This window comes from Amycolatopsis sp. NPDC004625 (assembly GCF_040609695.1).
Lineage (GTDB): Bacteria > Actinomycetota > Actinomycetes > Mycobacteriales > Pseudonocardiaceae > Amycolatopsis.
Genome location: NZ_JBEXKX010000024.1, coordinates 129,117 through 152,981 on the forward strand (window position 1 = coordinate 129,117; position 23,865 = coordinate 152,981).

24 protein-coding genes and 1 pseudogene are annotated in these 23,865 nt (G+C 72.6%); 17 read left to right on the forward strand and 8 right to left on the reverse strand.

Features of this window, described 5'->3' with window-relative positions; all coding sequences use genetic code 11:
* Window positions 1-19 precede the first annotated feature (19 nt).
* The 5 genes from alaS to ABZW17_RS26435 all read left to right on the forward strand — a co-directional run bounded on the left by alaS (window position 20) and on the right by ABZW17_RS26435 (window position 7,438).
* Window positions 20-2,680, forward strand: a complete 2,661-nt coding sequence (gene alaS / locus ABZW17_RS26415) for an alanine--tRNA ligase (RefSeq protein ID WP_354819514.1) — start codon at window positions 20-22, stop codon at window positions 2,678-2,680.
* Between the two features lie 64 nt (window positions 2,681-2,744).
* Window positions 2,745-3,173, forward strand: a complete 429-nt coding sequence (gene ruvX, locus ABZW17_RS26420) for a Holliday junction resolvase RuvX (RefSeq protein WP_257927331.1) — start codon at window positions 2,745-2,747, stop codon at window positions 3,171-3,173.
* Complete coding sequence (mltG, locus tag ABZW17_RS26425; RefSeq protein ID WP_354819517.1) at window positions 3,170-5,284, forward strand: endolytic transglycosylase MltG; 2,115 nt, start codon at window positions 3,170-3,172, stop codon at window positions 5,282-5,284. Before ruvX ends, mltG begins: the two co-directional genes overlap by 4 nt.
* A 16-nt stretch (window positions 5,285-5,300) precedes the next feature.
* Window positions 5,301-6,131, forward strand: a complete 831-nt coding sequence (locus ABZW17_RS26430; protein WP_354819589.1) for a shikimate dehydrogenase — start codon at window positions 5,301-5,303, stop codon at window positions 6,129-6,131.
* A 59-nt stretch (window positions 6,132-6,190) separates the two neighbouring features.
* Window positions 6,191-7,438 carry a GrpB family protein gene (locus tag ABZW17_RS26435; RefSeq protein WP_354819520.1) on the forward strand — a complete coding sequence of 416 codons (1,248 nt, stop codon included), beginning with the start codon at window positions 6,191-6,193 and terminating at the stop codon, window positions 7,436-7,438.
* Here ABZW17_RS26435 and ABZW17_RS26440 read toward each other — a convergent pair.
* Together ABZW17_RS26440 and ABZW17_RS26445 are read right to left on the reverse strand one after the other, a co-directional pair.
* Window positions 7,422-8,081 carry a TetR family transcriptional regulator gene (locus ABZW17_RS26440; RefSeq protein ID WP_354819523.1) on the reverse strand — a complete coding sequence of 220 codons (660 nt, stop codon included), beginning with the start codon at window positions 8,079-8,081 and terminating at the stop codon, window positions 7,422-7,424. The two genes, ABZW17_RS26435 and ABZW17_RS26440, sit on opposite strands and share 17 nt — an antisense overlap.
* A 25-nt stretch (window positions 8,082-8,106) precedes the next feature.
* Window positions 8,107-8,526, reverse strand: coding sequence for a hypothetical protein (locus tag ABZW17_RS26445; RefSeq protein WP_354819526.1), 420 nt, complete (start codon window positions 8,524-8,526; stop codon window positions 8,107-8,109).
* Between the two features lie 116 nt (window positions 8,527-8,642).
* Between ABZW17_RS26445 and ABZW17_RS26450 the strand changes: the two genes are divergently transcribed.
* Window positions 8,643-9,575 (forward strand): D-2-hydroxyacid dehydrogenase family protein, encoded by a 933-nt coding sequence (locus ABZW17_RS26450; protein ID WP_354819529.1) that lies wholly within the window; start codon window positions 8,643-8,645, stop codon window positions 9,573-9,575.
* Window positions 9,576-9,776: 201 nt separating this feature from the next.
* On the opposite strand, the gene ABZW17_RS26455 is transcribed toward ABZW17_RS26450, so the two are convergent.
* The 5 genes from ABZW17_RS26455 to ABZW17_RS26475 all read right to left on the reverse strand — a co-directional run bounded on the left by ABZW17_RS26455 (window position 9,777) and on the right by ABZW17_RS26475 (window position 14,473).
* Window positions 9,777-11,255 (reverse strand): alpha/beta hydrolase, encoded by a 1,479-nt coding sequence (locus tag ABZW17_RS26455; RefSeq protein WP_354819532.1) that lies wholly within the window; start codon window positions 11,253-11,255, stop codon window positions 9,777-9,779.
* Window positions 11,252-12,067 (reverse strand): serine hydrolase domain-containing protein, encoded by an 816-nt coding sequence (locus ABZW17_RS26460; RefSeq protein ID WP_354819535.1) that lies wholly within the window; start codon window positions 12,065-12,067, stop codon window positions 11,252-11,254. The genes ABZW17_RS26455 and ABZW17_RS26460 overlap by 4 nt, the downstream gene beginning before the upstream one ends.
* A 78-nt stretch (window positions 12,068-12,145) precedes the next feature.
* On the reverse strand, window positions 12,146-12,412 hold the full coding sequence (locus tag ABZW17_RS26465; protein ID WP_091308360.1) for an HPr family phosphocarrier protein: 267 nt from the start codon (window positions 12,410-12,412) through the stop codon (window positions 12,146-12,148).
* 40 nt (window positions 12,413-12,452) lie between these two features.
* Complete coding sequence (locus tag ABZW17_RS26470; RefSeq protein WP_354819538.1) at window positions 12,453-13,688, reverse strand: PTS transporter subunit EIIC; 1,236 nt, start codon at window positions 13,686-13,688, stop codon at window positions 12,453-12,455.
* On the reverse strand, window positions 13,685-14,473 hold the full coding sequence (locus ABZW17_RS26475) for a GntR family transcriptional regulator (RefSeq protein ID WP_354819541.1): 789 nt from the start codon (window positions 14,471-14,473) through the stop codon (window positions 13,685-13,687). Before ABZW17_RS26475 ends, ABZW17_RS26470 begins: the two co-directional genes overlap by 4 nt.
* A 243-nt stretch (window positions 14,474-14,716) precedes the next feature.
* Here ABZW17_RS26475 and ABZW17_RS26480 point away from each other — a divergent pair, with 243 nt between their 5' ends.
* Together ABZW17_RS26480 and ABZW17_RS26485 are read left to right on the forward strand one after the other, a co-directional pair.
* The gene (locus tag ABZW17_RS26480) at window positions 14,717-14,956 is read left to right on the forward strand and encodes a glucose PTS transporter subunit EIIB (RefSeq protein ID WP_167379806.1); all 240 of its coding nucleotides are present in this window, start codon (window positions 14,717-14,719) and stop codon (window positions 14,954-14,956) included.
* Entirely contained in the window at window positions 14,953-15,408 is a 456-nt protein-coding gene (locus tag ABZW17_RS26485) for a PTS glucose transporter subunit IIA (protein ID WP_354819544.1), read from the forward strand. Before ABZW17_RS26480 ends, ABZW17_RS26485 begins: the two co-directional genes overlap by 4 nt.
* Window positions 15,409-15,478: 70 nt before the next feature.
* Here ABZW17_RS26485 and ABZW17_RS26490 read toward each other — a convergent pair whose 3' ends face one another.
* Entirely contained in the window at window positions 15,479-15,916 is a 438-nt protein-coding gene (locus tag ABZW17_RS26490; RefSeq protein ID WP_354819547.1) for a Rieske (2Fe-2S) protein, read from the reverse strand.
* Between the two features lie 105 nt (window positions 15,917-16,021).
* Between ABZW17_RS26490 and ABZW17_RS26495 the strand changes: the two genes are divergently transcribed.
* From ABZW17_RS26495 to ABZW17_RS26535, 9 genes and pseudogenes are all read left to right on the forward strand, one after another.
* Entirely contained in the window at window positions 16,022-16,390 is a 369-nt protein-coding gene (locus ABZW17_RS26495) for a hypothetical protein (protein ID WP_176176216.1), read from the forward strand.
* 4 nt (window positions 16,391-16,394) lie between these two features.
* A complete protein-coding gene (locus ABZW17_RS26500) occupies window positions 16,395-16,907 on the forward strand; it encodes a sigma-70 family RNA polymerase sigma factor (RefSeq protein ID WP_354819550.1) in 513 nt (170 codons plus the stop codon).
* Window positions 16,904-17,554: a zf-HC2 domain-containing protein gene (locus ABZW17_RS26505; protein ID WP_354819553.1), complete on the forward strand. Its 651-nt coding sequence runs from the start codon at window positions 16,904-16,906 to the stop codon at window positions 17,552-17,554. The genes ABZW17_RS26500 and ABZW17_RS26505 overlap by 4 nt, the downstream gene beginning before the upstream one ends.
* Before the next feature lie 340 nt (window positions 17,555-17,894).
* On the forward strand, window positions 17,895-19,082 hold the full coding sequence (aroC, locus tag ABZW17_RS26510) for a chorismate synthase (protein WP_354819556.1): 1,188 nt from the start codon (window positions 17,895-17,897) through the stop codon (window positions 19,080-19,082).
* The gene (locus ABZW17_RS26515) at window positions 19,079-19,603 is read left to right on the forward strand and encodes a shikimate kinase (RefSeq protein WP_354819559.1); all 525 of its coding nucleotides are present in this window, start codon (window positions 19,079-19,081) and stop codon (window positions 19,601-19,603) included. Before aroC ends, ABZW17_RS26515 begins: the two co-directional genes overlap by 4 nt.
* 23 nt (window positions 19,604-19,626) lie before the next feature.
* Window positions 19,627-20,739: a 3-dehydroquinate synthase gene (gene aroB / locus ABZW17_RS26520; RefSeq protein WP_354819592.1), complete on the forward strand. Its 1,113-nt coding sequence runs from the start codon at window positions 19,627-19,629 to the stop codon at window positions 20,737-20,739.
* Window positions 20,736-21,167 carry a type II 3-dehydroquinate dehydratase gene (gene aroQ / locus ABZW17_RS26525; protein ID WP_354819562.1) on the forward strand — a complete coding sequence of 144 codons (432 nt, stop codon included), beginning with the start codon at window positions 20,736-20,738 and terminating at the stop codon, window positions 21,165-21,167. Before aroB ends, aroQ begins: the two co-directional genes overlap by 4 nt.
* Window positions 21,164-22,069, forward strand: coding sequence for a GNAT family N-acetyltransferase (locus tag ABZW17_RS26530; RefSeq protein WP_354819565.1), 906 nt, complete (start codon window positions 21,164-21,166; stop codon window positions 22,067-22,069). The genes aroQ and ABZW17_RS26530 overlap by 4 nt, the downstream gene beginning before the upstream one ends.
* 229 nt (window positions 22,070-22,298) lie before the next feature.
* Window positions 22,299-23,768 (forward strand): annotated as a pseudogene (locus ABZW17_RS26535) (beta-xylosidase); the annotation flags it as partial.
* Window positions 23,769-23,865: the final 97 nt, after the last annotated feature.

A 23,865-nucleotide genomic window follows, 5' to 3' on the forward strand; every position in this document is an offset into this window, starting at 1 on the left:
CCTCTACAAGGACTGACCCGTGGACACACACGAAATCACCGACCGTTTCCTGCGCCATTTCGAAGGCCGCGGCCACACGCGCGTGCCCAGCGCGCCGCTGATCCTCGACGACCCGAACCTGCTGTTCGTCAACGCCGGCATGGTGCAGTTCAAGCCGTACTTCCTCGGTGAGGCGCCGCCGCCGTACCCGCGCGCGACCTCCGTGCAGAAGTGCGTGCGCACGCCGGACATCGACGAGGTCGGCAAGACCACCCGGCACAACACCTTCTTCCAGATGGCCGGCAACTTCTCCTTCGGCGACTACTTCAAGGAAGGCGCCATCGAGGCGGCCTGGGAGCTGATCACCAAGCCCCAGACCGAAGGCGGCTTCGGCCTCGACCCGGAGCGCATCTGGGCGACCGTCTACAACGACGACTCCGAGGCGGCCGGCCTGTGGCGCAAGCTCACCGGCCTGCCCGGCGAGCGCATCCAGGCCCGCGACGGCAAGGACAACTACTGGGACATGGGCGTGCCCGGTCCCGGCGGCCCCTGCTCGGAGATCTACTACGACCGCGGCCCGGCGTACGGCCGCGAGGGCGGCCCGGTCGCCGACGAGGATCGCTACATCGAGATCTGGAACCTCGTCTTCATGCAGGACGTCCGCGGCGACCTGAGCCCCAAGCTCGGGCACCCGCCGATCGGCGAGCTGCCGAAGAAGAACATCGACACCGGCATGGGCGTCGAGCGCGTCGCGACGATCCTGCAGGGCGTCGAGAACGTCTACGAGACCGACCTCGTGCGCCCGGTCATCGGCCGCGCGGAGGAGTTCTCCGGCCGCCGCTACGGCGGCAACCACGCCGACGACGTCCGCTTCCGCGTGATCGCCGACCACGCCCGCACCGGCGTCATGCTCATCGGCGACGGCGTCACCCCGGGCAACGACGGCCGCGGCTACGTGCTGCGCCGCCTGCTGCGCCGGATCATCCGCTCCTCGCGCCTGCTGGGCGTGCACGAGCCGGTGCTGCAGGCGTTCGCGGCGGTCGTCCGCGACACCATGGGCCCGACCTACCCCGAGCTCGTCAGCGGCTTCGACCGGATCAACGAGGTCGTCCGGATCGAAGAGGAAGCCTTCCTCTCGACCCTCACGAGTGGTTCGCGCATCTTCGACATGGCGGCCGAGGAGACCAAGCGCGGCGGCGGCGACGTGCTGGCCGGCGACAAGGCCTTCCAGCTGCACGACACCTACGGCTTCCCGATCGACCTCACCCTCGAAATGGCGGCCGAACAGGGCCTGACCGTCGACGAGGACGGCTTCCGCACGCTCATGAACGAGCAGCGCACCCGCGCGAAGGCGGACGCGGCGTCCCGCAAGACCGGCCACGGCGACCTCTCGGAGTACCGGAAGGTCCTGGAGCAGCACGGCGAGACCGAGTTCCTCGGCTACACCGACCTGCAGGCCGAGGCCAAGGTCGTGGCGCTGCTCGAAGACGGGCAGCCGGTCCGCAGCGTCTCGGCGGGCAAGAAGGCGGAACTGGTCCTCGACCGGACGCCGTTCTACGCCGAGAGCGGTGGCCAGGTCGCCGACACCGGCGTGCTGCTCGGCGACGGCGTCGAGCTCAAGGTCCTGGACGTCCAGAAGATCGTGCCGGGCCTGTACGTGCACCGCGTCGAGGTGGTCGACGGCGAGGTCGGCCTGGACTCCAAGGTCACCGGCTCGGTCGACGCGCACCGCCGCCTCTCGATCGAGCGCTCGCACTCCGCGACGCACCTGGTGCACGCGGCCGTCCGCGGCGCGTACGGCAAGCGCGCGGCGCAGGCGGGCTCGCTGAACTCGCCCGGCCGGATGCGGTTCGACTTCACCACGCCCGGTTCGGTGTCGTCCGACGTGCTGACCGAGGTCGAGGAGGAGGTCAACGACTACCTCCAGACCAACGTCGAGGTCCAGAGCTACACCACGACCAAGGACAAGGCCCTCGAGCTGGGCGCGGTCGCGCTGTTCGGCGAGAAGTACGGCAACGACGTCCGCGTGGTCGACATGGGCGACTACTCCCGCGAACTCTGCGGTGGCACGCACGTCGACCGGATCGGCCAGCTCGGCCTGGTCAAGCTGGTCTCGGACGCCTCCATCGGCTCGGGCGTGCACCGCGTCGAGGCGCTGGTCGGCACGGACGCGCTCAAGTACGTCCGCAAGGAGCAGCTGCTGGTCTCGCAGCTGGCGAACACCTTCAAGGTGCCGTCGGACCAGCTGCCCGGCCGCATCGACGACGTCCTCTCCCGGCTGAAGAACGCCGAGAAGGAGATCGCGCAGCTCAAGACCCAGCAGGTGCTGGGTTCGGCGGGCGCGCTGGTCGACAAGGCGCAGGAGATCGGCGGAGTCACTGTCGTGGCCGAGGTCGTCCCGGACGTCGACGGCAACGGCCTGCGCGCGCTGGCCTCGGACATCCGTGGCCGGCTCGGCACGCGGGCCGGGGTCGTGGCGCTGTTCTCGCCGGCCGGCGAGAAGCTGAGCTTCGTCGTCGCGACGACCAAGGCGGCCCAGGACAAGGGCATCGCCGCGGGCAAGCTCGTGCCGTCGTTCGCCGGGAAGATCGGCGGCCGGGGCGGCGGCAAGCCCGACATGGCCCAGGGCGGTGGCACGAACCCGGCCGGCGCGGCCGAGGCGGTCACGGCGCTGCGCTCGGCGATTGCCGGCATTGGTTAACCGCGGAAACCGCGGCCCGGATCGGCCAGGCAAGGACGATCCGGGGCGCGGCCGTCGGCTCGGCGTGGATGTCGGATCCGTCCGGGTCGGGGTGGCGCTGAGCGATCCGGCGCCCATGCTGGCGTCGCCATTGGTTACCCTCTCCCGCGATGCGACCGACGACAGTGATCTGGACCAGCTGGCCGCCCTCGTCACCGAACACGAGGTGGTCGAGGTGATCGTGGGCCTGCCGAGAACGCTCGCCAACCGCCAGGGTCCGGCGGCCGAGCTGGCCATCGCGTATTCTGAACGCCTGGCCGGGCGGATAGCGCCCGTGCCGGTCCGGCTGGGCGACGAGCGGCTGACCACGGTCACCGCATCCCGCATCCTCTCCCAGCGCGGGGTCAAAGGCCGCAAGCAGCGCGCGGTGGTCGACCAGGCCGCCGCCGTCGAGATCCTGCAGGCCTGGATCGACGCCGCCGCTGCGCACCGCGCCCGGGAGGGAGACCGATGAACGAGCAGCCACCTGAGCCCCCACGCGGGCGCCGGCGACTGCGCGAGCCGGAAGCGGCCACCCCGCCGCCGTCCCGGCCCGCTCCACGCCGTACCGACCCGCGCCGCACCCCGAGCGGGCAGCACGAGCTGCCGCCGCGTCGCGGGCAGGCCCCCAGCGGCGAGTACGACCTGCCGCAGCCCTCCCGCCGGGCCCGGCCCGCGGAGCCGCCGGCCTACGACCCGCGCCGCGACGCCCCGCCGTCCGGACGTCGCCGCCGTCTCGAGCCGCCGGGCACCCTGCCCCCGGCCGACGACGAAGTCGACCCCCAGGAGCGGCGGGCCGCCCCGGCCCGCGCCGCCCGCGCCCGCCACGGCCTCGACGAGGGTTCGGAGATCGAGCAGGCCCCGCGCCGCCGCCGGGCACCGGACCCCGACGACGCCGAAGCCGGTGCGCCCCGGCGCCGTGCCGTCCCGGACCCCGACGAGGGCGAGGGACGGCGGCGCGCCCTGCCCGAGCGCATCGAACCGGCGTCCCCGCGACGGCGGCGCGCCGAGCCCGACGCGGCCGAGCCGCCGCCGGGCCGGCGTGGCCCGGCACCGGAGCCGCGGGAAACGGGCCGCCGCCGCGCTCCCGACGCGCCCGAGGCCGCCGATTCGCGGCGCCGCCGCACCGCGCCGGACCCCGACGCCGTTCCCGAACCGCCCGCCCGGCGGCCCGCCCAGCCGGGTGACCGGTCCGCAGGCGTGCCCGAACCCGGTGCCGATCCGCGCCGCCGCCGTCCGCCGGCCCCGCCGGTGCGCGAGGAACCGGTCACCGACGTCCTGCCCGCGCTCGCCCCGCTGCCCCCGGCCGAGCCGCCCCGCGCGCCGCGCGAAGAGCCGCTCGCCGAGGACGACGAGTACGCGGACTACGACGAGTACGACGGCTACGACGAGTACGACGGGGCGGAGTACGACCCGGAGTACGACGAGGAGTACGACGACTACGAGGAAGAGCCGGAAAAGCCGCGCAAGAAGGGCAAGCGCGCCGTCGGCTGGATCGCCGCGGTCGCGGTGATCGCCCTGCTCGCGGGCGGGGCCTGGTACGGCTTCAACAAGATCTTCGGCTACGACGACTTCGAAGGCGCCGGCACCGACGACGTCGTGTTCCAGGTCGACGACGGCGACACGACGTCCGCGATCGGCGCGAAGCTCGCCTCGGCGGGCATCGTCGCCAGCGGCAAGGCGTTCGTGAAGGCCGGCGAGGACAACCCGAAGCTCGCCCGGGTCCAGCACGGCTTCTACGTGATGAAGGCGCACATGTCCGGGGCCAGCGCGGTCGACCGGATCACCACCCCGGACGCGCGCGTCGGGCAGCTGGAAATCCGGCCGTACACGCAGTTCGACGACATCACCCAGCCCGACGGCAAGGTCACGCCCGGCGTGTACAGCCTGATGTCCAAGGCGTCCTGCGCGCAGCTCAACGGCAAGAGCACCTGCGTCTCGGCCGACGACCTGCGCAAGGCCGTCGACGCGGCGGACCTCAAGCAGCTCGGCGTGCCGGACTGGGCGATCGAGCCCGCGAACAAGGCCGACCGCAAGGACCGCCGGCTGGAAGGCCTGATCGCGCCCGGCGTCTACGACGTCAAGCCCGGGTCCACCGCCCAGGAGATCCTCGGGCAGCTGGTGCACAGCTCGGCCGAGGCGATCCAGGTCGCCGGGCTGACCCCGCAGTCGACCGGTCCCGGGATGACGCCGTACCAGACGCTGATCATCGCCTCGATCATCGAGCGCGAGGCGGTGAAGGCCGACTTCGGCAAGCTCTCGCGGGTCATCTACAACCGGCTGAAGATCAACATGCGGCTGCAGATGGACTCCACGGTCAACTACGTGCTGGACCGGCCGACGCTGGCGACCAACGACGACGACCGCGACCGCGCCGGGGCGTACAACACCTACAAGATGACCGGGCTGACCCCGACCCCCATCGCGGTGCCGAGCCCGGACGCGATCAAGGCCGCGGTCAAGCCGCCCGAGGGCGACTGGGTGTACTTCGTCAAGTGCGAGAAGAACGGCCTGTCCTGCTTCGCGGTCAGCTTCGACGACCACAAGAAGAACGTCAACCTCGCCAAGGAACGCGGTGTCTTCTGAGCCGCGCAAGGCGGCGGTGCTGGGCAAACCGGTGGCGCACTCGCTGTCCCCGGTGCTGCACGGCGCCGCGTTCGCCGCGCTCGGCCTGACCGGCTGGACGTACGAGCGGATCGAGGCCGGCGCCGCGGAGCTCCCGGCGCTGGTCGACGGCCTCGGCCCGGAGTGGGCCGGGTTCTCGGTGACCATGCCGGGCAAGCGCGCCGCCCTCGACCACGCGGCCGAGGTGACGCCGCGGGCGGCCGCCGTCGGCGCGGCCAACACCCTGGTCCGCACGCCCGCGGGCTGGCTCGCGGACTGCACCGACGTCGAGGGCGTCACCGGCGCTCTGCGGGCTGCGGGCGGCTACGAGCCGTCCTCCGGGGACACCGCGGTCGTGCTCGGCGCGGGCGGCACCGCGGCGGCGGCGGTCGTCGGGCTCGCGGACCTCGGCGTGCGGCAGGTGCGCCTGGTCGTGCGCGAACCGGCCCGGGCCGGCGAAACCCTCGACGCGGCCAAGCGGGCCTCGCTCGACGTCGACGTCCTGCGCTGGTCGGAGACGGACTTCGCGGCCCTGGCGGCGGGCGCGGCGGTGCTGGTGAACACCGTGCCGCCGGACGCGGTCGTCGCGCACGTGGCCGACCTCGCCGTGGTCGCGCACGTCCTGGACGTCATCTACCACCCGTGGCCGACGCCGCTCGCCGAAGCGGTCGCGGCCCGCGGCGGCCGGCTCGCGACCGGGCTGGACATGCTGCTGCACCAGGCATTCGGCCAGGCCGAGCACTTCACCGGCCGTCCGGCCCCGCGGGCGGCGATGCGGGACGCGCTGCGCGAAGCGACCGGGAACCTGCTGCCGCTGCCGATCACCTGAAAACCGCTTGCGTGCGTTGATAATCTGGTCGACTGCCTTGCTGAAGGGGGTCTATCGGAATGACCAGTCAAGACGCATTGAGCGACGAAGAGGTCCAGGCGGCGTTTGTCGGCGAAGCGCCGAAGCTCCAGTCGACCGTCACGCTCGCCGATTACGACCCGGAGTGGCCACGGCTCTTCGAGCGGGAAGCCGAGCGGATCCGGGCGGTGCTGGGGGAGCGGGTGCTCGTCCTCGAGCACGTCGGCTCGACGTCGGTGCCGGGGCTGTGCGCCAAGCCGATCGTCGACATCCTCCTGGAGGTACCGGATTCCGACGACGAGGACGCCTACCTCCCGGCCCTGGAGGCGGCGGGGTACCGGGTGACGATCCGGGAGCCCGGCTGGGAGAAGCACCGGATGTTCAAGGGCCCGGACACGAACATCAACCTGCACGTGTACTCGCCGGGCAACGGCCAGACACCGCGCTACCGCCTCTTCCGCGACCGCCTGCGCTCGCACCCGGAGGAGCGGGAACTGTACGCGGCGAAGAAGCGTGAACTCGCCGCGAAGACGTGGACGTACGTCCAGAACTACGCCGACGCCAAGACGGAGGTGGTCGAGGAGATCATCGGCCGCGCCCGCGCCGAGCAGTACGACAGCCACGCCGAGGCCTACGCCGAGCACGCGGAGAAGTCCGTCACCAACGCGCTCTACGACCGGCCCGCGATCCTCGACCTGGCCGGCGACGTCACGGGCCAGCGCGTGCTCGACGCCGGCTGCGCGGCCGGGCACCTGAGCGCGCTCCTGGCCGAGCGGGGTGCCGACGTCCTCGGGGTCGACTCCAGCGCCGGGATGATCGCCGTCGCCCGCCGGAAGTTCGGCGACGCCGCCCGGTTCGAGGTCGCCGACCTCGCGCGGCCCCTGGACCTGCCGGACGCCTCGATCGACGTCGTCACCGCGTCCCTCGTGCTGCACTACCTGCCGGACTGGGGGCCGGTGCTGGCGGAGTTCCGCCGGGTCCTCGCGCCCGGCGGGGTGCTGGTGTTCTCGGTGCACCACCCCGGCGAGGACTGGCGGTGGTTCGGCAAGGAAAACTACTTCGAGCTCGAACTGCTGGAGGACGAGTTCCCGCCCGGGAACGTGGTGCGGTTCTACCGGCGCCCGCTGAGCTGGACGTTCCAGGCGCTCCGCGACGCCGGCTTCGCGGTGGACCGCCTGGTGGAGCCGATGCCGGACCCGGCGGCCGAGGCCGCCGATCCGAAGTGGACGGCCACCCTGCGGACCCGGCCGCGGTTCCTGTACTTCCGGGCGGTCAGTCCCGCTTGGTGAGGTCGGCGATCAGGCCGACGATCTCCCGGCTGACGGGCCGGAACAGCCGGAGCCGGGAGAGCGCGACCAGCCGGGCCAGCAGCGGCACGCTGCGCTCGACCAGCATCCGGCTGCGTTTCGTGCCGGCCGAACGGTCGTGGACCCAGAACAGCACCACGCCCATCTGGTAGAGCCACAGCAGCTCCGGCAGCTGCGCGCGCAGTTCCGGGTCGAGCTTGACGTCGGAGCCCTCGACGACCTCGCGCATGAGGCCGATCGACGCTTCGCGGGCGGCCGAGGAGTCGTCGCTGAACGGGCTCAGCGGCGACTCCGGGTCGGCGGCGTTGACGAAGAACTGCGTGCCGAAGCGGTGGTAGGGCCCGGCGACGTCGAGCCAGCACAGCAGCACGGCCTTGAGGCGGGCGGCGAAGCCGGTCTCGCCGTCCAGCAGCGGCCGCGCCGTCGCCAGGTGCTGCTGGGCCATCTCGTCGTAGAACCCCTGGATCAGCTGTTCCTTGGACGAGAAGTAGTAGTAGGCGTTCCCGACGGAGACGCCCGCCTCGGCGGCGATCGCCCGCATCGTCGTGCGGTCGTAGCCGTTTTCGCCGAACAGCCGCATGGCGGTCGTGACGATCAGGGACCGCGTTTCTTCGCTCTTGGCCACGCGCTGCACGGTAGCGCCGCCACCGTCAGGGGGCCGGGAAGGGCGGGGCCTGCGGCACGCCGGGGTAGGGGAACGGCAGCGGCACCGGCCCGGGCTTCGGGGCCAGGTGACGGCGCCGGATGCCGTTGAAGACCAGGACGTTGACCAGGTGCATGACGCCGAGGACGAGCGCCACCGTGCCGATCTTGACCGACAGCATTTCGACCACCTCGCGGGCCGTGGTGATGTCGGCGCCGGTGGTCAGGAACAGCGTCACGAACCCGAGGCTGACCAGGTGGAAGCCGACCACCAGCAGCTGGTTGACGGCGTTGGCGAGGCCGGGGCTGTCGGCGAAGACCTCGGTGAGGAAGGTGCGGCCGTGCTTGCTCAGCGTCCGGGCGACGAGCACCGTCAGCGGGACGCTGATCAGCAGGTAGAGGGCGTAGGCGAGGACTGTCGGGTCCATGGTTTCCTCCGGTTTTTGAACGTGTTCAAGAAGGACGGTAGCGCGGGTTTTGAACGCGTTCAAGAGAGAGCCGCGTCACCCCGCGCGGAAGTCCGGGCCCGGCTACGGTGACGTCCATGCGGATAGCGATCCTCGACGACTACCAGAACGTCGCCCTCACCTTCGGCGACTGGGCGTCCCTCAAGGCCGACATCACGGTCTTCACCGAGCCTCTGACCGACGTCGTCACCCAGCTGCAGGGCTTCGAGTGCGTGGTCGCCATGCGCGAGCGCACCCGGTTCCCGGCCGCGGTGCTCGACGCCTTGCCCGAGCTGGAACTGCTGGTCAGCACGGGCAAGCGGAACGCGGCCATCGACGTGGCCGCCGCCCGGCGCAACGGCGTCGTCGTCTCCGCCACCGGCTACATCGGCGAGCCGACGGCCGAGCACACCTGGGCGCTGATCCTGGCCGCGTCGCGGAACCTGCCGCAGGAGTTCCGGTCGATGCGCGACGGAGGCTGGCAGACCTCCGTCGGCACCATGCTGCACGGCAAGACGCTCGGCCTGCTCGGCCTCGGCCGGCTCGGCGCCGGGGCGGCGAAGATCGGCCAGGTCTTCGGGATGGAGACCATCGCCTGGAGCCAGAACCTCACGCAGGAGAAGGCGGACCCGCACGGCGTCACCGCGGTGTCCAAGGACGAGCTGTTCGCGCGCTCGGACGTGCTGTCCATCCACCTGGTGCTCGGCGACCGCACCCGCGGCCTGGTCGGGGCGGCCGAGCTCGCCGCGATGAAGCCGACCGCGCTGCTCGTGAACACTTCGCGTGGCCCGATCGTCGACGAGGCCGCGTTGGTGGACGCCTTGCGGCGCAAGGAGATCCGCGCCGCCGCGCTGGACGTCTACGACACCGAGCCGTTCCCCGCCGACCATCCACTGAGGACGCTCGACAACGCGGTCCTGACCCCGCACATCGGCTTCGTCACGCGGGAGGTCTACGAGATCTTCTACGGTGACGCGGTCGAGGACATCGCCGCCTACCAGGCGGGGGAACCGATCCGCGTCATGGAGTGAAGAAGGCGTGCGGCCCGCCGGGGCCCGAGGTCCCCGCACCGGCCCTGCGGCGGGCCTGCACCCCTACAGAACACCACCCGCGCCCGGCGGCCGGCAGGGTCTTTGGACCCTGCCGGTGGCGTCCGTTCGGCTGAACGCCCTGCCGCCGCTGGTCGTGAGTGAGAAACAGGGTTAGAACACTGTTTCTCACTCACGAGGGGGTCAGGGGAACGGGACGGTGTCGGGGGCGCAGGTCGTCCCGGTCGCCGGCAGGGCCAGGTCCGTCAGGTACCGCACCACGGCCGCCGAGGCGCACGCGCTCGGCACGTCCAGCGAGGTGTGGCCGTAGCCCTCGACGACGAGCACCCGCCCGTCGCCGAGTTCCGCCGCCGTCGCCTCGGCGTTGGACAGCGGGGTCGCCGGGTCGAACCGGTTGTTCAGCACCAGGACCGGGTTCTTCCGCGGCCGGTGCCACGGTCCGGTGTACCGGTCTTCGTCGCGGGCCGGCCAGCCGACGCACTGCGCCATCGCATACACCGCGCTCAGCCCGAAATACGGCTGCCGGGTGCTTTCCCGCGCGGCGAGGGCGGCGTAGTCCGCCGGTGCCTGCGGGTTGTCGCTGTCGACGCACTGGACGGCCAGGAAGCCGGGGGAGTGCGTCGGCACGTACGGGTCCAGGACCGGTGACGCGGCACCCGGGTCCGCCGGCATCGCGGACAGGGTCTGCGCGAGCCGCTTCCACCGGCCGGACTGGTAGAGCGCGCTGTCGACCGTCCTCATCAGGGAGCCCACGCCCGGGCCGTGCGACGCGCGGGCGAAGATCCCGGCGAACCGGGCCTTCGGATCGCCCGCGGAGAAGGCGCACTTCGGCCCGGCCGCGGCGCACACCGCGAAGAACCGGTCGAGCTCCTGCTGCTGGGCCCCGGCGACGTCGGCCCGCACGTCCACCGGCTGCCGCTCCCGGCCCGGCTTCCCGGTGGCGTTGGCGACCAGGTCCAGCGTGCCGTCCAGGGTCATCGCGCGGACCTTGGCCGGGAACAGGTTCGCGTAGGTGCCGCCCAGGTAGGTGCCGTAGGAGTAGCCGTAGAAGTTCAGCGTGGCGTCTCCGACGGCCTGGCGCAGCAGTTCCAGGTCGCGGGCCACGTTCGCCGTCGAGAGGTGGCTCAGGAGGGCTCCCGATGCGGCGCACGCCCGCCCGGCCGCCGCGCTCGCGGCGAAGAACGCGTCCGGCTGCCGCACCGGGGACCCGGCCGCCGGCAGGTGGTCGGCGCCGGGACAGCTGATCGGCGCCGACCCGCCGATCCCGCGCGGGTCGAAGCTCACCAGGTCGAACCGGGCGCGCAGCTCCGGCGGGTAGCGGGCGGCGAACCGGGTCAGCTCGCCGACCCCGTCCGTGCCCGGGCCGCCGAAGTTGAAGAACAGGGAGCCGAGCCGGCGTCCCGGGTCGCCCGCCGGCAACCGGATCACCGACAGCGTGATCGCGGCGCCCTTCGGCTCGCGGTAGCTCAGCGGCACGGCCGCGGACGCGCACTGGAACGACCCGTGGCACGGCGCCCAGCGCAGGGCCGGGACCGCGGCGCCGTTCGTGCCGAGCGCAGGGGGCGGCTCGGGGCCGTTCGGGGACGTCGCCGGTGCGGGCGCGGCCCGGGGTGCGCTGCAGGCGGCGAGCAGCAGGAGGACGGCGAGGAGGACCCGCTTCACGCGCCCAGTTCCGCCAGCACGGCGTCGGTGTAGCGCGGCCAGACCTCGGCGGCCCACGGGCCGAACGCGCGGTCGGTCAGGGCGACGCAGGCCGCGCCCGCGTCCGGGTCGACCCAGAGGAACGTGCCCGACTGGCCGAAGTGGCCGAACGTCCGCGGTGAGCTGTTCGCCCCGGTCCAGTGCGGGCTCTTGTGGTCGCGGAGCTCGAAGCCGAGGCCCCAGTCGTTGGGCTTCTGGTGGCCGAACCCGGGCAGCACGCCGGAGAGCCCGGGGAACACGACGTTCGTGGCTTCGGCGACGGTGGCCGGGTCCAAGAGCTTCGGCGCCTGCAGTTCGGCGGCGAACGCGGCCAGGTCGTCCACAGTGGACACCGCGCCGGACGCCGGCGAGCCGTCCAGCGTGGTCGAGGCCATGCCGAGCGGGCCGAACAGCGCCTCGGCCTGGTACTGCGCGAACGGGATGCCGGAGTGCTCGGCCAGCGCGTCGGCCAGCTGCTCGAACCCGGCGTTGGAGTAGAGCCGCCGGGTGCCCGGCTCGGCCATCGCCTGGTGCGCGTCGAAGGCGAGCCCGGAGGTGTGGGCCAGCAGGTGCCGCACGGTCGAGCCCTCGGGACCGGCCGGCGTGCCGAGCTCGACGACGCCTTCCTCGATCGCGATGAGCGCGGCGTAGGCGGTCAGCGGCTTGGACACCGAGGCCAGCCGGAACTTCCGCGCCGTGTCACCGTGGCGGCCGGCGACGCTCCCGTCGGCCGCGACCACGGCCGTCGCGGCGTTGTCCACCGGCCACTCGTCGATCAGGCGCACACTCTCCATGCCGCCAGCCTACGAAACGCCGCGAAGGCCTTCGCACCGGCTGTCGGGGAGCCGGTGCGAAGGCCTTCGCGGGGTGTTTCAGGCGTCGAGATCGGTGGCGACCAGCTGGGCGACCGCTTCCACGGCCTCCTCGGCGCCCTCGCCCTCGGCGCTGATGATCACCTCGTCGCCGTAACCGGCGGCCAGCGTCATCAGGTTGAGCACACTGCCGGCGGCCACCGGGTTCCCGCCGGCCTTGGCGATCTGCACCGCGACGGGCTGCGCCGCGGCCGCCTTCGCCACCAGCGCGGCCGGCCTGGCGTGCAGGCCCACCTTGCTCGCCACGGCGACGCGTTTCTCCGGCATGTTCGTCCTCTCCCTAAGGGGTGCTACGTCGGTGCTGATGTTACTTCGCGGAAGTCCGCTCGAGGTCCGCCTCGATCGAGTCGTCCTCCCGGCCCGGCGTCCGCAGGTTCCACTTCGTGATCACGATCCGGAACACGAAGTAGTAGATCACCCCGAAGACCAGCCCGATCGGGATCAGCAGCCACGCCTTGTGCGCGGTGTCCAGGCTCGAGTTGAGCAGGAAGTCGATCCCGCCGGCGGAGAAGGAGAAGCCGAGGTGGATGTCCAGGGCGTTCACCAGCGCCAGCGACACACCGGTCATGACCGCGTGGAAGATGTACAGCGGCCACGCCACGAACATGAACGAGAACTCGATCGGCTCGGTGACACCGGTGATGAACGAGGTCAGCGCGGCCGCGATCATCACACCGCCGACGATCTTCTTCTGCGCCGGGCGGGCGGTCTGCCAGATGGCCAGCGCGGCCGCGGGCAGGGCGAACATGAAGATCGGGAAGAACCCGGTCATGAACGCGCCCGAACCCTGGACGTGGCTGAAGAAGTTGGTCAGGTCACCGCCGTTGAAGATGAACCACATCGGCACGTTCAGCAGCTGGTGCAGACCGACCGGGATGAGCAGGCGGTTGAAGAAGCCGTAGATGCCGCCACCGATGACCGGCTGGCCCACGATCGCCGAGCCGAGGTTCTGGATGCCCTGGTCGACGTACTTGAAGACGAGGCCGAAGACGACACCCAGGATGATCATCGTGAAGGCGGTGATGATCGGGACGAACCGCCGGCCACCGAAGAACGCCAGCCACGCGGGCAGCTTGATCCGGTGGTACTTCTGCCACAGCAGGGCCGCGACGATACCGGCCACGATGCCCGTGAGGACGCTGTAGGGCCAGTGCAGCGGCGAGCTGTCCCAGGCGGGCTTGTAGCCGACCTGGCTGCTGACCGGCGCGATGGCCTGGATCACGCGGTTGAAGACGACCCAGCCGACGGCGCCGGCGACGGCCGTGGAGCCGTCACCCTTGCGTGCGAAGCCGACCGCGATGCCGATCGCGAAGAGCAGGGGCAGGAAGTCGAAGAGCGCGTTGCCCGCCGCACCGATGACGGCGGCTACCTTGTCCCAGCCCAGGCCGTCCTTGCCGAGCAGGTCGTCCTGCCCGAACCGCAGCAGGATGCCCGCCGCAGGGAGCGTGGCGATGGGGAGCATGAGGCTGCGGCCGAAGCGCTGCAGGCCGGCGAGACCTCCGCCGCCCTTGCTCTTCGTCCCCTCCGCGGTGGTGGAGCTCATCTGGGTCCTCCATAGTGGGGTGGTTGACCGGGTTCCGGGGTGTTCCGGTCCAACTGCATGGTCACCTGGTAGTGATCTCCCCGGTACCAGGACGTGATGTCTTCGATGGGGTCGCCGTTCGCGCTGGAGACCCGCCGGAACACGAGCAGCGGGCTGCCGGCACGCATGCCGAGCAGCCGGGCCGTTTCGCGGTCCGCGCCCTCCGCCCAGACCGTCTGCCACGCCTGGTCGGGACGTACACCGTACGTCTCGGCCAGCTGCGAGTAGATGGACTGGGTCAGGTCCAGTTCGAGCAGGCCGGGGGCCCGGCCCGCGTGGTACCAGCCGCGTTCGACGGCCAGCGGCACGCCGTCGGCGTGCCGCAACCGCACCAGGTGGTGCGCCGGAGCGCCCTCGGCCAGGCCGAGGGCGTGTGCCGAGGCGGTGGGCGGCACCTCGGTGGCCGCGGAGACCACCTCGGTCGTCGGGGTCAGCCCCCGCCTCCGCATGTCGTCGGTGAACGACATCAGGTAGAGCTGCAGCTCCATCCTCCGGGCCGCGGTGAACGTACCCTTGCCGCGGACCCGCGCGAGCAGGCCCTCTTCGACCAGCTTGCCGATCGCCGACCGGACCGTGAGCCGCGACACGCCGTAGCGCTGGGCCAGCTCGCGTTCCGACGGGATCGGCGCACCCGGCGGGAGCTCGCGCTCCACCGTGCGGCGGAGGATCTCCCGCAGCTGGGCGTGCTTGGGCGTGGGCCCGTTGACGACCCGGTCGGGTGGCGGGACGTGCGCGGCCGCGCTCATCGGCGTCACCCTCCTCGTTCTCGCGGCACCGGGGGACCGGTGCTCGCATCCGGCCCGGAACATTGGTACGTTCCGGTCTAGACCAATGATCTGATGGGGCAGGATGCTCCGCCGTGCGGACGGGTGTCAACCACCGTTATCCGTTCGTGGCCCGCGGCGGCGTGCATGCCGACGATCGGCGTAGTACAGGTGGACACGCGGTTCGCGTCAGGTTGGGAACAAACAGTGATCAAGGAGACCGCGATGGCGGATGACAGGCCCGAGAAGATCCTCGCCGCGCTCGGCGGCACGGAGAACCTCACCGAGATCGAGGGCTGCATCACGCGGCTGCGCTGCGAGGTCGAGGACATGAGCCTCGTCGACGAAGCGGCGCTGAAGAAGGCCGGCGCGATGGGTGTGGTGAAGATGGGGTCGTCGGCCCTGCAGGTGATCGTCGGGCCGGAGGCGGACACGATCGCCAGCGACATCGAGGACCTCCTGTGAGCCTGGAGGTCCTCAGCCCGGTCGCCGGGCGCGTGGTGCCGATCACCGAGGTCCCGGACCCGGTGTTCGCGCAGGCCATGGTGGGCCCGGGGATCGCCGTGCAGCCTTCGGGCGGCCGGTCGGACGCGGTCGCGCCGGTCGACGGCACGGTCGCGACGCTGCACCCGCACGCCTACGTCGTGGCCACCGAGGACGGCAAGGCCGTGCTGGTCCACTTGGGCATCGACACGGTGAAGGAGAAGGGCGAGGGCTTCACGCTGCACGTCGTCAAGGGCGAGCAGGTGCGGGCCGGCCAGCCGATCGTCAGCTGGGACCCGGAGGCGGTGACCGCGGCGGGCTACTCGGCGATCGTCCCGGTCGTCGCGCTGGACGCGCCGGCGGAGGTCCTGTCCGCTTCGGACACCGAGCGCGAGGTCGCCGCGGGCGACCGGCTGTTCGTCTGGGACGCCTGAGTTTCTTCTGTCACACAACGGGCCCTCGGGGACGATCGTCCCCGAGGGCCCGCCGGTGTGCCCGGGCTCGTCAGCCGGTCACGACCTTCCCGTTCTCGACCTTGACCGGCACGGACGGCAGCGGCTTGTTCGCCGGCCCCTGCTTGACCTCGCCGGTGAGCGCGTTGAACACCGAACCGTGGCACGGGCAGACCAGGTCGGCGCCCTTCGGCGCGACCGTGCAGCCCTGGTGCGTGCACACGGCGCTGAACGCGGCGCAGGCCGACTCGGACGTCCGGGCCACGATGACGTCGGTGCCGTCCGGGGCCTTGGCCGCCTTCGCCTGGCCGACCGGGACGTCGGAAAGCGCGACCAGCGGCGTCCCGGCGGCGATCGGCGCCTGGGCGGTGCCCGACTTGGCACCCGGCTCGGACGAGCAGGCGGTGAGGGCGACGGCGCCGACGGCGGCACCGGCGACGGCGGCACCGGTGGACAGGACGGTGCGGCGGGAGTGCAGTTCGGCTGTCATGCCCTACTGAACGAGATCGGCACCCGTTCGGTTCAATCCCCGGTGAACCGGATCGCCCCCCGCACCGTGTATGTAGCGGAGTGGGTGTGGAGTGGAGGAACGATCATGGTGAGTTGGGTTCTGCGCATCGTCGTGGCGGCCGCGCTGCTGGGCTCGGCCGGCGTGCACTACTTCCTGTGGACAGAGGACTACCCGGGCATCGTCGGGCCGCTGTTCCTGCTGGACGCGATCGCCGGGCTGGTGCTGGCGATCGCGGTCCTGGCCTGGCGGCACTGGCTGCCGGCGCTGGGCGCGTTCGGCTTCGGGGCGCTGACGCTCGGCGCGTACGTGCTGGCCGCGACGGTCGGGTTCGCGGGGAACCACGACCAGTTCAACAGCCAGCCGGAGTACTGGGGCGTCATCACGGAGGCGGTCTGCATCGTGGGCGGCCTGGCGCTGCTGTTCGTGAAGGACCGGCGCCGGGTCGCGGCCTGAGTTCGTGGGAGAAGTCGCCGAAGAAGCGCTGATGCGCGCGCTGCACGAAGAACACGCGGCCGCGCTGTGGTCCTACGCGCTGCACCTGACCTCCGGGGACCGGATCCGGGCCGAGGACGTCCTCCAGGAGACGCTGCTGCGGGCCTGGCGGTCACCGGCGGTGCTGGACCAGTCGCAGGGCTCGGCGCGGGCGTGGCTGTTCACGGTGGCGCGGCGGATCGCCATCGACGGCTGGCGGTCGGCGTCGGCCCGGTCGGAGGTGGTCACCGACCGGCCACCGGAGGGTGCGGTCGCCGACGGCACCGACCGCGCGGTGCAGGGCTGGCTGGTCGCGGAGGGACTGGCCGAGCTGTCGGAACGGCACCGCGAGGTGCTGGTCCTGTGTTACTTCCAGGGCTATTCAGTGGCGGACGCGGCGCTGAAGCTGGGCGTGGCCGAAGGGACGGTCAAGTCGCGCACGCACTACGCGTTGCGCGCGTTGCGGTTGGTGCTCGAGGAGAGGGGGGTGACCCAGTGAGCGAAGACCCGTTCGCGACGTTCGACGCCGCCTACGTGCTGGGAGCGCTGTCCCCCGAGGACCGTCAGCGCTTCGAGGAGCACCTGCGCACGTGCGACCGTTGCGCGGCCTCGGTGCGCGAACTGGCGGGGCTGCCGGGGCTGCTGGCCAGGGTCGACGCGCCCGCGGTGCCGCCGGACCTTTCGGCACCCCCGCCGGACCTGCTGCCGTCGGTGCTCCGCCGCGTCCGGCGCGGCCGCCGGATTCGCACGGCGGTGACGTCCGCCTCGGCGGCCCTGGCGGTGTCGGCGTGCGTCGCGCTGGCGGTGGTGGCTTCGTCGCCCACGCCGGCTCTGCCGCCTTCGCCGCCTTCGGTGGCGATGACGGCGCTCGGCGCGTTCCCGGTCCGCGCGGACGCCCGCCTCGACGCCTTCTCGTGGGGCACGCAGGTGGACATGTCGTGCAGCTACACGGGCGACCGCAGCAGCGGCGAGTACGTGCTGGTGGCGATCTCCCGGACGGGAACGGAAACCCAGCTGGCGACGTGGAAGGCGGTCCCGGACAACACGGCCCGCATCGTGATCGGCACGGCCCTCAAGGCGTCGGACCTGACGGCCCTGGAGGTCCGCACGGGAAGCGGCCTGGCCCTCCTCCGCCTGACCCTCTGACGGAAGGGGCATCCCCAGCCTGGTGATGCCCCTCCAGTCACACGTGATGCCCCCGCAATCACGCGAGTTCCGCCCTGGAAAACCCGAGCCGACCCTCCAGATACCCGAGCCGACCCTCCAGGCACGCGAGCCGACCCTCCAGATACGCGAGCCGACCACTCCAGATACGCGAGCCGACTGTCCGATCACGCGAGTCGACCCTCCAGGCACGCGAACCGGCCTTCCGGGTACGGGGGTCACTCGGCTCGGACCCTCGCCGTCACCCGGCTGTGCGCCCTCTTCCCCGGCTCGGCATGACCGGAGGCATGCCCCGCACCCCGCCCGTGACAGGATTGAGCCCATGTTGCGCTGGATCACCGCAGGTGAATCGCACGGACCCGCGCTGGCCGCCGTGCTCGAAGGCATGCCCGCCGGGGTCGCCGTCACCACCGCCGACGTCACCGAGCAGCTCGCCCGGCGCCGTCTCGGCTTCGGCCGCAGCCCGCGGATGGGCTTCGAGACCGACCACATCGAGTTCCTCGGCGGCGTCCGCCACGGCCTCACCCAGGGTGGCCCGGTCGCCGTCCAGATCGAGAACGCCGAGTGGCCCAAGTGGGAGCAGGTCATGGCGGCCGACCCGGTCGACCCGCAGGTGCTCGAAGGTCTCGCGCGCAACGAACCGCTCACCCGGCCCCGCCCCGGCCACGCGGACCTGCCCGGCATGCAGAAGTACGGCTTCGACGAGGCCCGTCCCGTCCTCGAGCGCGCGAGCGCCCGCGAGACGGCTTCGCGGACCGCGCTCGGCACCGTCGCGCGCAACTACCTGAAGCAGCTGCTCGGCGTCGAGATCCTCAGCCACGTCGTCTCGATCGGCGGCGCGGACGCGCCCGAAGGCCCACTGCCGGTCGCCGCCGACCTGGCCGCCATCGACGAAAGCCCGGTGCGCGCGTTCAGCCAGGAGGGCACCGACGCGATGGTCGCGGAGGTCGACGCCGTGCGGAAGGCGGGCGACACCGTCGGCGGCGTGATCGAGGTCCTCGCCTACGGCCTCCCGCCGGGCCTCGGCTCCCACGTCCACTGGGACCGTCGCCTCGACGCGCGGCTGGCCGGCGCCCTGATGGGCGTCCAGGCGATGAAGGGCGTCGAGGTCGGTGACGGCTTCACGACCGCCCGCCGCTGGGGCAGCCAGGCGCACGACGAGATCGACCGCGGCACCGGCCCGGTCGGCGTCACCCGCCGGTCCAACCGCGCGGGCGGCCTCGAAGGCGGCATCACCAACGGCGAGCCGCTGCGCGTCCGCGTGGCCATGAAGCCGATCTCGACCGTCCCCAAAGCACTGTCCACAGTGGACGTCAAGACCGGCGAGCCCGCGGTGGCCATCCACCAGCGCTCCGACGTCTGCGCGGTGCCGCGCGCCGGGGTCGTGCTGGAGTCGGTGGTCGCGCTGATCCTGGCCGACGCCGCGCTGGAGAAGTTCGGCGGCGACTCGCTCGCCGAGAGCAAGCGCAACGCCGAGGCGTACCTCAAGGCCCTCGAGGAGCGCTGGTGAGTCCGCGCGCGGTGGTCGTCGGCCCGCCCGGCTCGGGCAAGAGCACGGTCGGCCCGCTGCTCGCGAAGGCGCTCGGCGTCGAATTCCGGGACAGCGACGACGACATCGTCGCCCGGGCCGGGCGCAGCATCTCCGACATCTTCGCGGAAGACGGTGAACCCGCTTTCCGCGCGCTGGAAGAGGAAGCGGTCGCCACCGCGCTGGCGGAGCACGACGGCGTGCTCTCCCTCGGCGGCGGCGCCCCGCTCGCCCCGGGCACCCGGGCCCGGCTGGCCCGGCACACCGTGGTCTTCCTCAACGTCGGCCTGGCGGCGGGGGTGCAGCGCACCGGGCTGTCCTCCGCGCGGCCGTTGCTGGCCGGGGTGAACCCCCGTGCCACCTTCAAGAAACTGCTCGACGAGCGGGTGCCCGTCTACCGCGAGGTCGCCACCGTCGAGATCGTCACCGACGACCGGCCGCCCGCCGAGATCGTCGCGGCCCTCGTGGCGGAGCTCGCCGCTCCCGCCGAAGCCAAGGAGTGAGTTCCCCCGTGTCTGATCCGGCGCTGTCCGATCCGGTGCGCATCCCGGTCGCCACCGCCCAGCCCTACGACGTCGTGGTCGGGCGCGGCCTGCTCGGCGACCTCACCGAGCACCTGGCCGACGCCTCGAAGATCGCGCTGATCCACCCGCCCACACTGACCGCCACGGCCGAGGCCATCCGCGACGAGCTGAACGCGGCGGGCCTCGACGCCCACCGCGTCGAAATCCCGGACGCCGAGGACGGCAAGTCGCTGACCGTCGCGGGGTTCTGCTGGGAGGTGCTCGGCCGGATCGGGCTGGACCGCCGCGGCGTCGTGGTCGGCCTCGGCGGCGGCGCGGTCACCGACCTCGCCGGGTTCGTCGCGGGCACGTGGATGCGCGGGGTCCGGCTGGTCAACGTGCCCACCACGCTGCTGGGCATGGTCGACGCCTCGGTCGGCGGCAAGACCGGCATCAACACCGAGGCCGGCAAGAACCTCGTCGGGGTGTTCCACGAGCCGAGCGCGGTCTTCGTCGACCTCGCCACGCTGGAGACGCTCCCGCGGAACGAGCTCGTCGCCGGGATGGCCGAGGTCGTCAAGACCGGCTTCATCGCCGACCCGCGGATCCTCGAGCTGATCGAGGCCGATCCGGCCGCCGCGCTCGACGCGACCGGCGACGTCCTCGCCGAGCTGGTCCGGCGGTCCATCCAGGTCAAGGCCGACGTCGTCGCCGCGGACCTGCGCGAGTCCGACCTGCGGGAGATCCTCAACTACGGTCACACGCTCGGCCACGCCATCGAGCGTCGGGAGCGGTACCGGTGGCGCCACGGCGCCGCGGTCAGCGTCGGCCTGGTGTTCGCCGCCGAGCTGGCGCGGCTGGCCGGGCGGCTCGACGACGCGACGGCCGAACGCCACGCGTCCGTGCTGAAGCTGCTCGGCCTGCCGACGACCTACGACGCCGACGCGCTGCCGCAGCTGCTGGAAACCATGAAGGGCGACAAGAAGACCCGCTCGGGGGCGCTGCGGTTCGTCGTCCTCGACGGCGTCGGCCGGCCCGGCCGGCTCGAAGGCCCGGACCCGGCACTGCTGGCGGCCGCGTACTCGGCGGTCGCGGCGGAGACGACGGCCCGCAGCGGCGGGAGCGTGCTGCTGTGAAGGCGTTCGTGTTCAACGGCCCCAACCTCGGCCGGCTCGGCAAGCGCGAGCCGTCGGTCTACGGCTCGACCACCCACGACGACCTCGTGGCGTTGTGCGTGAAAACCGGCGAGGAGCTCGGGATCGAGGTCGAGGTCCGGCAGACCGACCACGAGGGCGAGCTGGTCGGCTGGCTGCACGAGGCCGCCGACGGCGGAAACCCGGTGGTCCTCAACGCCGGCGCGTGGACGCACTACTCGATCGCGGTGCGCGACGCCGCGGCGCAGCTGACCGCGCCACTGATCGAGCTGCACATCTCGAACGTGCACAAGCGGGAGGCGTTCCGGCACCACAGCGTGCTCTCGGACATCGCGACCGCGGTGATCGCGGGTCTCGGCGTGGACGGCTACCCGCTCGCCCTGCGCTGGCTGGCCGCGCACCCGGGATGACCCTGCTGGCGACGCCACGGCTGACGTTGCGGCCGTTGAGCGAGGCGGACCGCGAAGCCGTGGTGCGGGTCTTCGCCGACCCGCAGATGAGCCGGTTCTTCGCGGCGGACTTCTCCGACCCGGCCACGGCGAGCGCGATGGTGGACCGCCGCCTCGCCTACCGCGGCCCGGCGGGCCAGGGCCACTGGGTGATCGAGCGCGACGGCGAGGTGATCGGCGTCGCGCACCTGCGGCCGTCGTCGGAGCTGCCGGGCGAGGTGGCCGAGCTGGGGTACTACGTCGCGAGCGAGCACGCGGGGCAGGGCCTGGCGACCGAGGCCGCCCGCGCGCTGCTGGACCACGGGCTCGGCACGCTCGGGCTCCCGGCGGTCTGGGCCCTGGCCCACGAGCGGAACGCGGCGAGCCGCAGGGTGGCCGGCCGCCTGGGTTTCCTGGACGTCGGCAGCGGCGTCCACTACGGCGACCTGCACCGGGTCCTGGTCGCGCTGCCGGCCGTGCACGGGCGGCCGCACCACATCGAGCTGTGGGTGCCGGACCTGGCGGAGGCGGAGCGCAGCTGGGGCTGGCTCCTCGGCGAGCTGGGCTGGCGCGAACACCAGCGCTGGCCGGCGGGCGTCAGCTGGCGGCTCGGCGCGACGTACCTGGTGGTCGAGGCGTCGCCGGCCTCGAGCGCGGCGGAGCACGAGCGCACCCGGCCGGGCCTGAACCACCTGGCCCTGCACGTGGCCACCCGGTCGGAGGTGGACGACCTGTCGGCAAGGGCGGAGAAGCACGGGTGGCGCCCGCTGTTCGCGGACCGGTACCCGCACGCGGGCGGCGCCGACCACTACGCGGCTTACCTGGAGAACGAGGCCGGGTTCGAGGTCGAGCTGGTCGCGGCGGAAGGCCCTGCCGCCCGGTAGCGCCCCGGCTGGTGCGGGCCGCGGTGGAAGGCCCCCGCCGCCCGGCAACAACCTTGCCGGGCGCGTCGCCGGGCCGAACAGAAAAGGCCCGTCGCCCGTCGCTACGTGATCTCCCTTGCCCGATCGAGCGACCCCGAACCGGAGCGCTGCCGCCCGGACGGGTGGTGTCTCGCTACACTCCGGTGCCGTGCACCCGTTTCGTCGTGGGGGTCGGCGACCCGCTCGGGCCTTGTTCGCCAGCGTCCTGGCGGGGCTCCTCCTCGCGGGGTGCACCCAGGGTTACGCCCAGCCCCAGGCCGCCGGGGAGCAGCCGGCGATCGCCGGGGGGAAGGGGCAGCGGCCCGCCGATGTCAAGCTCGCTTCGGGTGACCCCCGGCAGAGTGGTGGCGTGATCGCCGCCGGTGGGGCGGATGCCGTCTACAACTACGGTCCCTCCGTCATGCTCGACCGCGGGCAGACCCGGATGTGGTGGTGCAGCCAGTACGGCGGCGCCGGGCCCGCCGGCGACGACATCCTCTACGCCCAGGCGCCGTCGACGGACGGGCCGTTCGCCGGACCCGGCGGCGGGATTCCCGCGGCCGTGTTCTCCGGCGCGCCCGGGCAGTTCGACGGCATGCACACCTGCGACCCGTCCGTCCTGCGTGTCGGCTCGACGTACTACCTCTACTACACCGGCGCCGCCGGGGACCACGCGCTCGGCAACGCGGTCGGGCTCGCCACCAGCACCGACGGCCTCCACTGGACGCGCGCCGCGGGCGGGCGGCCGATCCTCGGGCCGTCGCACGACGTGCACCGCGCGAACGTCTACGGGGCCGGCCAGCCCTCGGTCGTCTACCTCGACGGCTGGTTCTACCTGATGTTCACCGACACCACCGGCCGCGCCGCGGGCGCCAACGGCGCCGGGCAGTTCCTGCTCCGCTCGCGCGACCCGGCGTTCGGGTCCGGGGTGCAGGCGCTGGACGTCGGCGGGTTCGTGCCGGTCGCGTCGACGTCCGCGCCGCGGGCCCGGTCGATCGTCGACGGGTTCAGCGCCGACCTGATGTGGGTGGGCGCGCTCGCCGCGTTCGTCGTCGCGCACGAGACCGACGGCGGGACGACGCTGACCTTCTGGACGGCGGACTTCACCGAGCACCCGTTCCAGCCGGTGGTGATCCCCGGGCCGTGGCAGGAAGGGCCGGGGCTGGTGCGCCGCGCGGACGGGCACGCGCCGCTGTCGTCGGCCGACCCGTGCGACCGGGTGCCGTTCGACGTCGTGCGCGCGACCACCCTCGGCGGGGCGCACGCGCCGAGCGACCTGCGGCACTTCGGGCTGGACCTGCGGGGCAGCCAGGCGTGCGCGAACCCGGGCCGGGTGGCGGCGACGTTCGACGGCGTGACGGCCCCCTCGCCGGAGCGCACGATGGACCTGGTCCGGGCGGGCGCCCGCGTGCGCGTGGACCGGCGCGCGGTGGCGGTGGCCCTGGCCGGCGAGGTGCTGGAGAAGGCGCCCCCGGCCCTGGCGACGCTCCCGGTGGCGGCCCACCTGCGCTCGGGGGCGGAGGCGGTGGAGGCACCGGACCGCGGGTTCGCGTTCGTGCTCGACGACCGGAAGCGCTGGCGGGTCCCCGACGGGGGAGTGGTGGGCAACAACGCCTCGACGCCCCACCCGGTCAGCGCGGCCCAGTGGGACGGCTACCCGAAGGGCGCCTCGCTGGTCGGCTGCCCAGGCCTACCTCCCCCTGCCCGATTCCACGTGTACACCGGGCGTCCTGAACCCGGACGTCACGCAGGACACCGTCGACTCGACCATCTGCGTG

Excerpts from the sequence above, each read along its gene's own strand:
- ABZW17_RS26475 (WP_354819541.1), bottom strand. The coding sequence starts at position 14,473 with ATGAGCGCGGCCGCGCACGTCCCGCCACCCGACCGGGTCGTCAACGGG.
- ABZW17_RS26470 (WP_354819538.1), bottom strand. The coding sequence starts at position 13,688 with ATGAGCTCCACCACCGCGGAGGGGACGAAGAGCAAGGGCGGCGGAGGT.
- aroC (WP_354819556.1), top strand. The coding sequence starts at position 17,895 with ATGTTGCGCTGGATCACCGCAGGTGAATCGCACGGACCCGCGCTGGCC.
- ABZW17_RS26465 (WP_091308360.1), bottom strand. The coding sequence starts at position 12,412 with ATGCCGGAGAAACGCGTCGCCGTGGCGAGCAAGGTGGGCCTGCACGCC.
- ABZW17_RS26450 (WP_354819529.1), top strand. The coding sequence starts at position 8,643 with ATGCGGATAGCGATCCTCGACGACTACCAGAACGTCGCCCTCACCTTC.
- ABZW17_RS26460 (WP_354819535.1), bottom strand. The coding sequence starts at position 12,067 with ATGGAGAGTGTGCGCCTGATCGACGAGTGGCCGGTGGACAACGCCGCG.
- ABZW17_RS26480 (WP_167379806.1), top strand. The coding sequence starts at position 14,717 with ATGGCGGATGACAGGCCCGAGAAGATCCTCGCCGCGCTCGGCGGCACG.
- ABZW17_RS26435 (WP_354819520.1), top strand. The coding sequence starts at position 6,191 with ATGACCAGTCAAGACGCATTGAGCGACGAAGAGGTCCAGGCGGCGTTT.
- ABZW17_RS26530 (WP_354819565.1), top strand. The coding sequence starts at position 21,164 with ATGACCCTGCTGGCGACGCCACGGCTGACGTTGCGGCCGTTGAGCGAG.
- ABZW17_RS26495 (WP_176176216.1), top strand. The coding sequence starts at position 16,022 with ATGGTGAGTTGGGTTCTGCGCATCGTCGTGGCGGCCGCGCTGCTGGGC.
- mltG (WP_354819517.1), top strand. The coding sequence starts at position 3,170 with ATGAACGAGCAGCCACCTGAGCCCCCACGCGGGCGCCGGCGACTGCGC.
- ABZW17_RS26445 (WP_354819526.1), bottom strand. The coding sequence starts at position 8,526 with ATGGACCCGACAGTCCTCGCCTACGCCCTCTACCTGCTGATCAGCGTC.
- ABZW17_RS26490 (WP_354819547.1), bottom strand. The coding sequence starts at position 15,916 with ATGACAGCCGAACTGCACTCCCGCCGCACCGTCCTGTCCACCGGTGCC.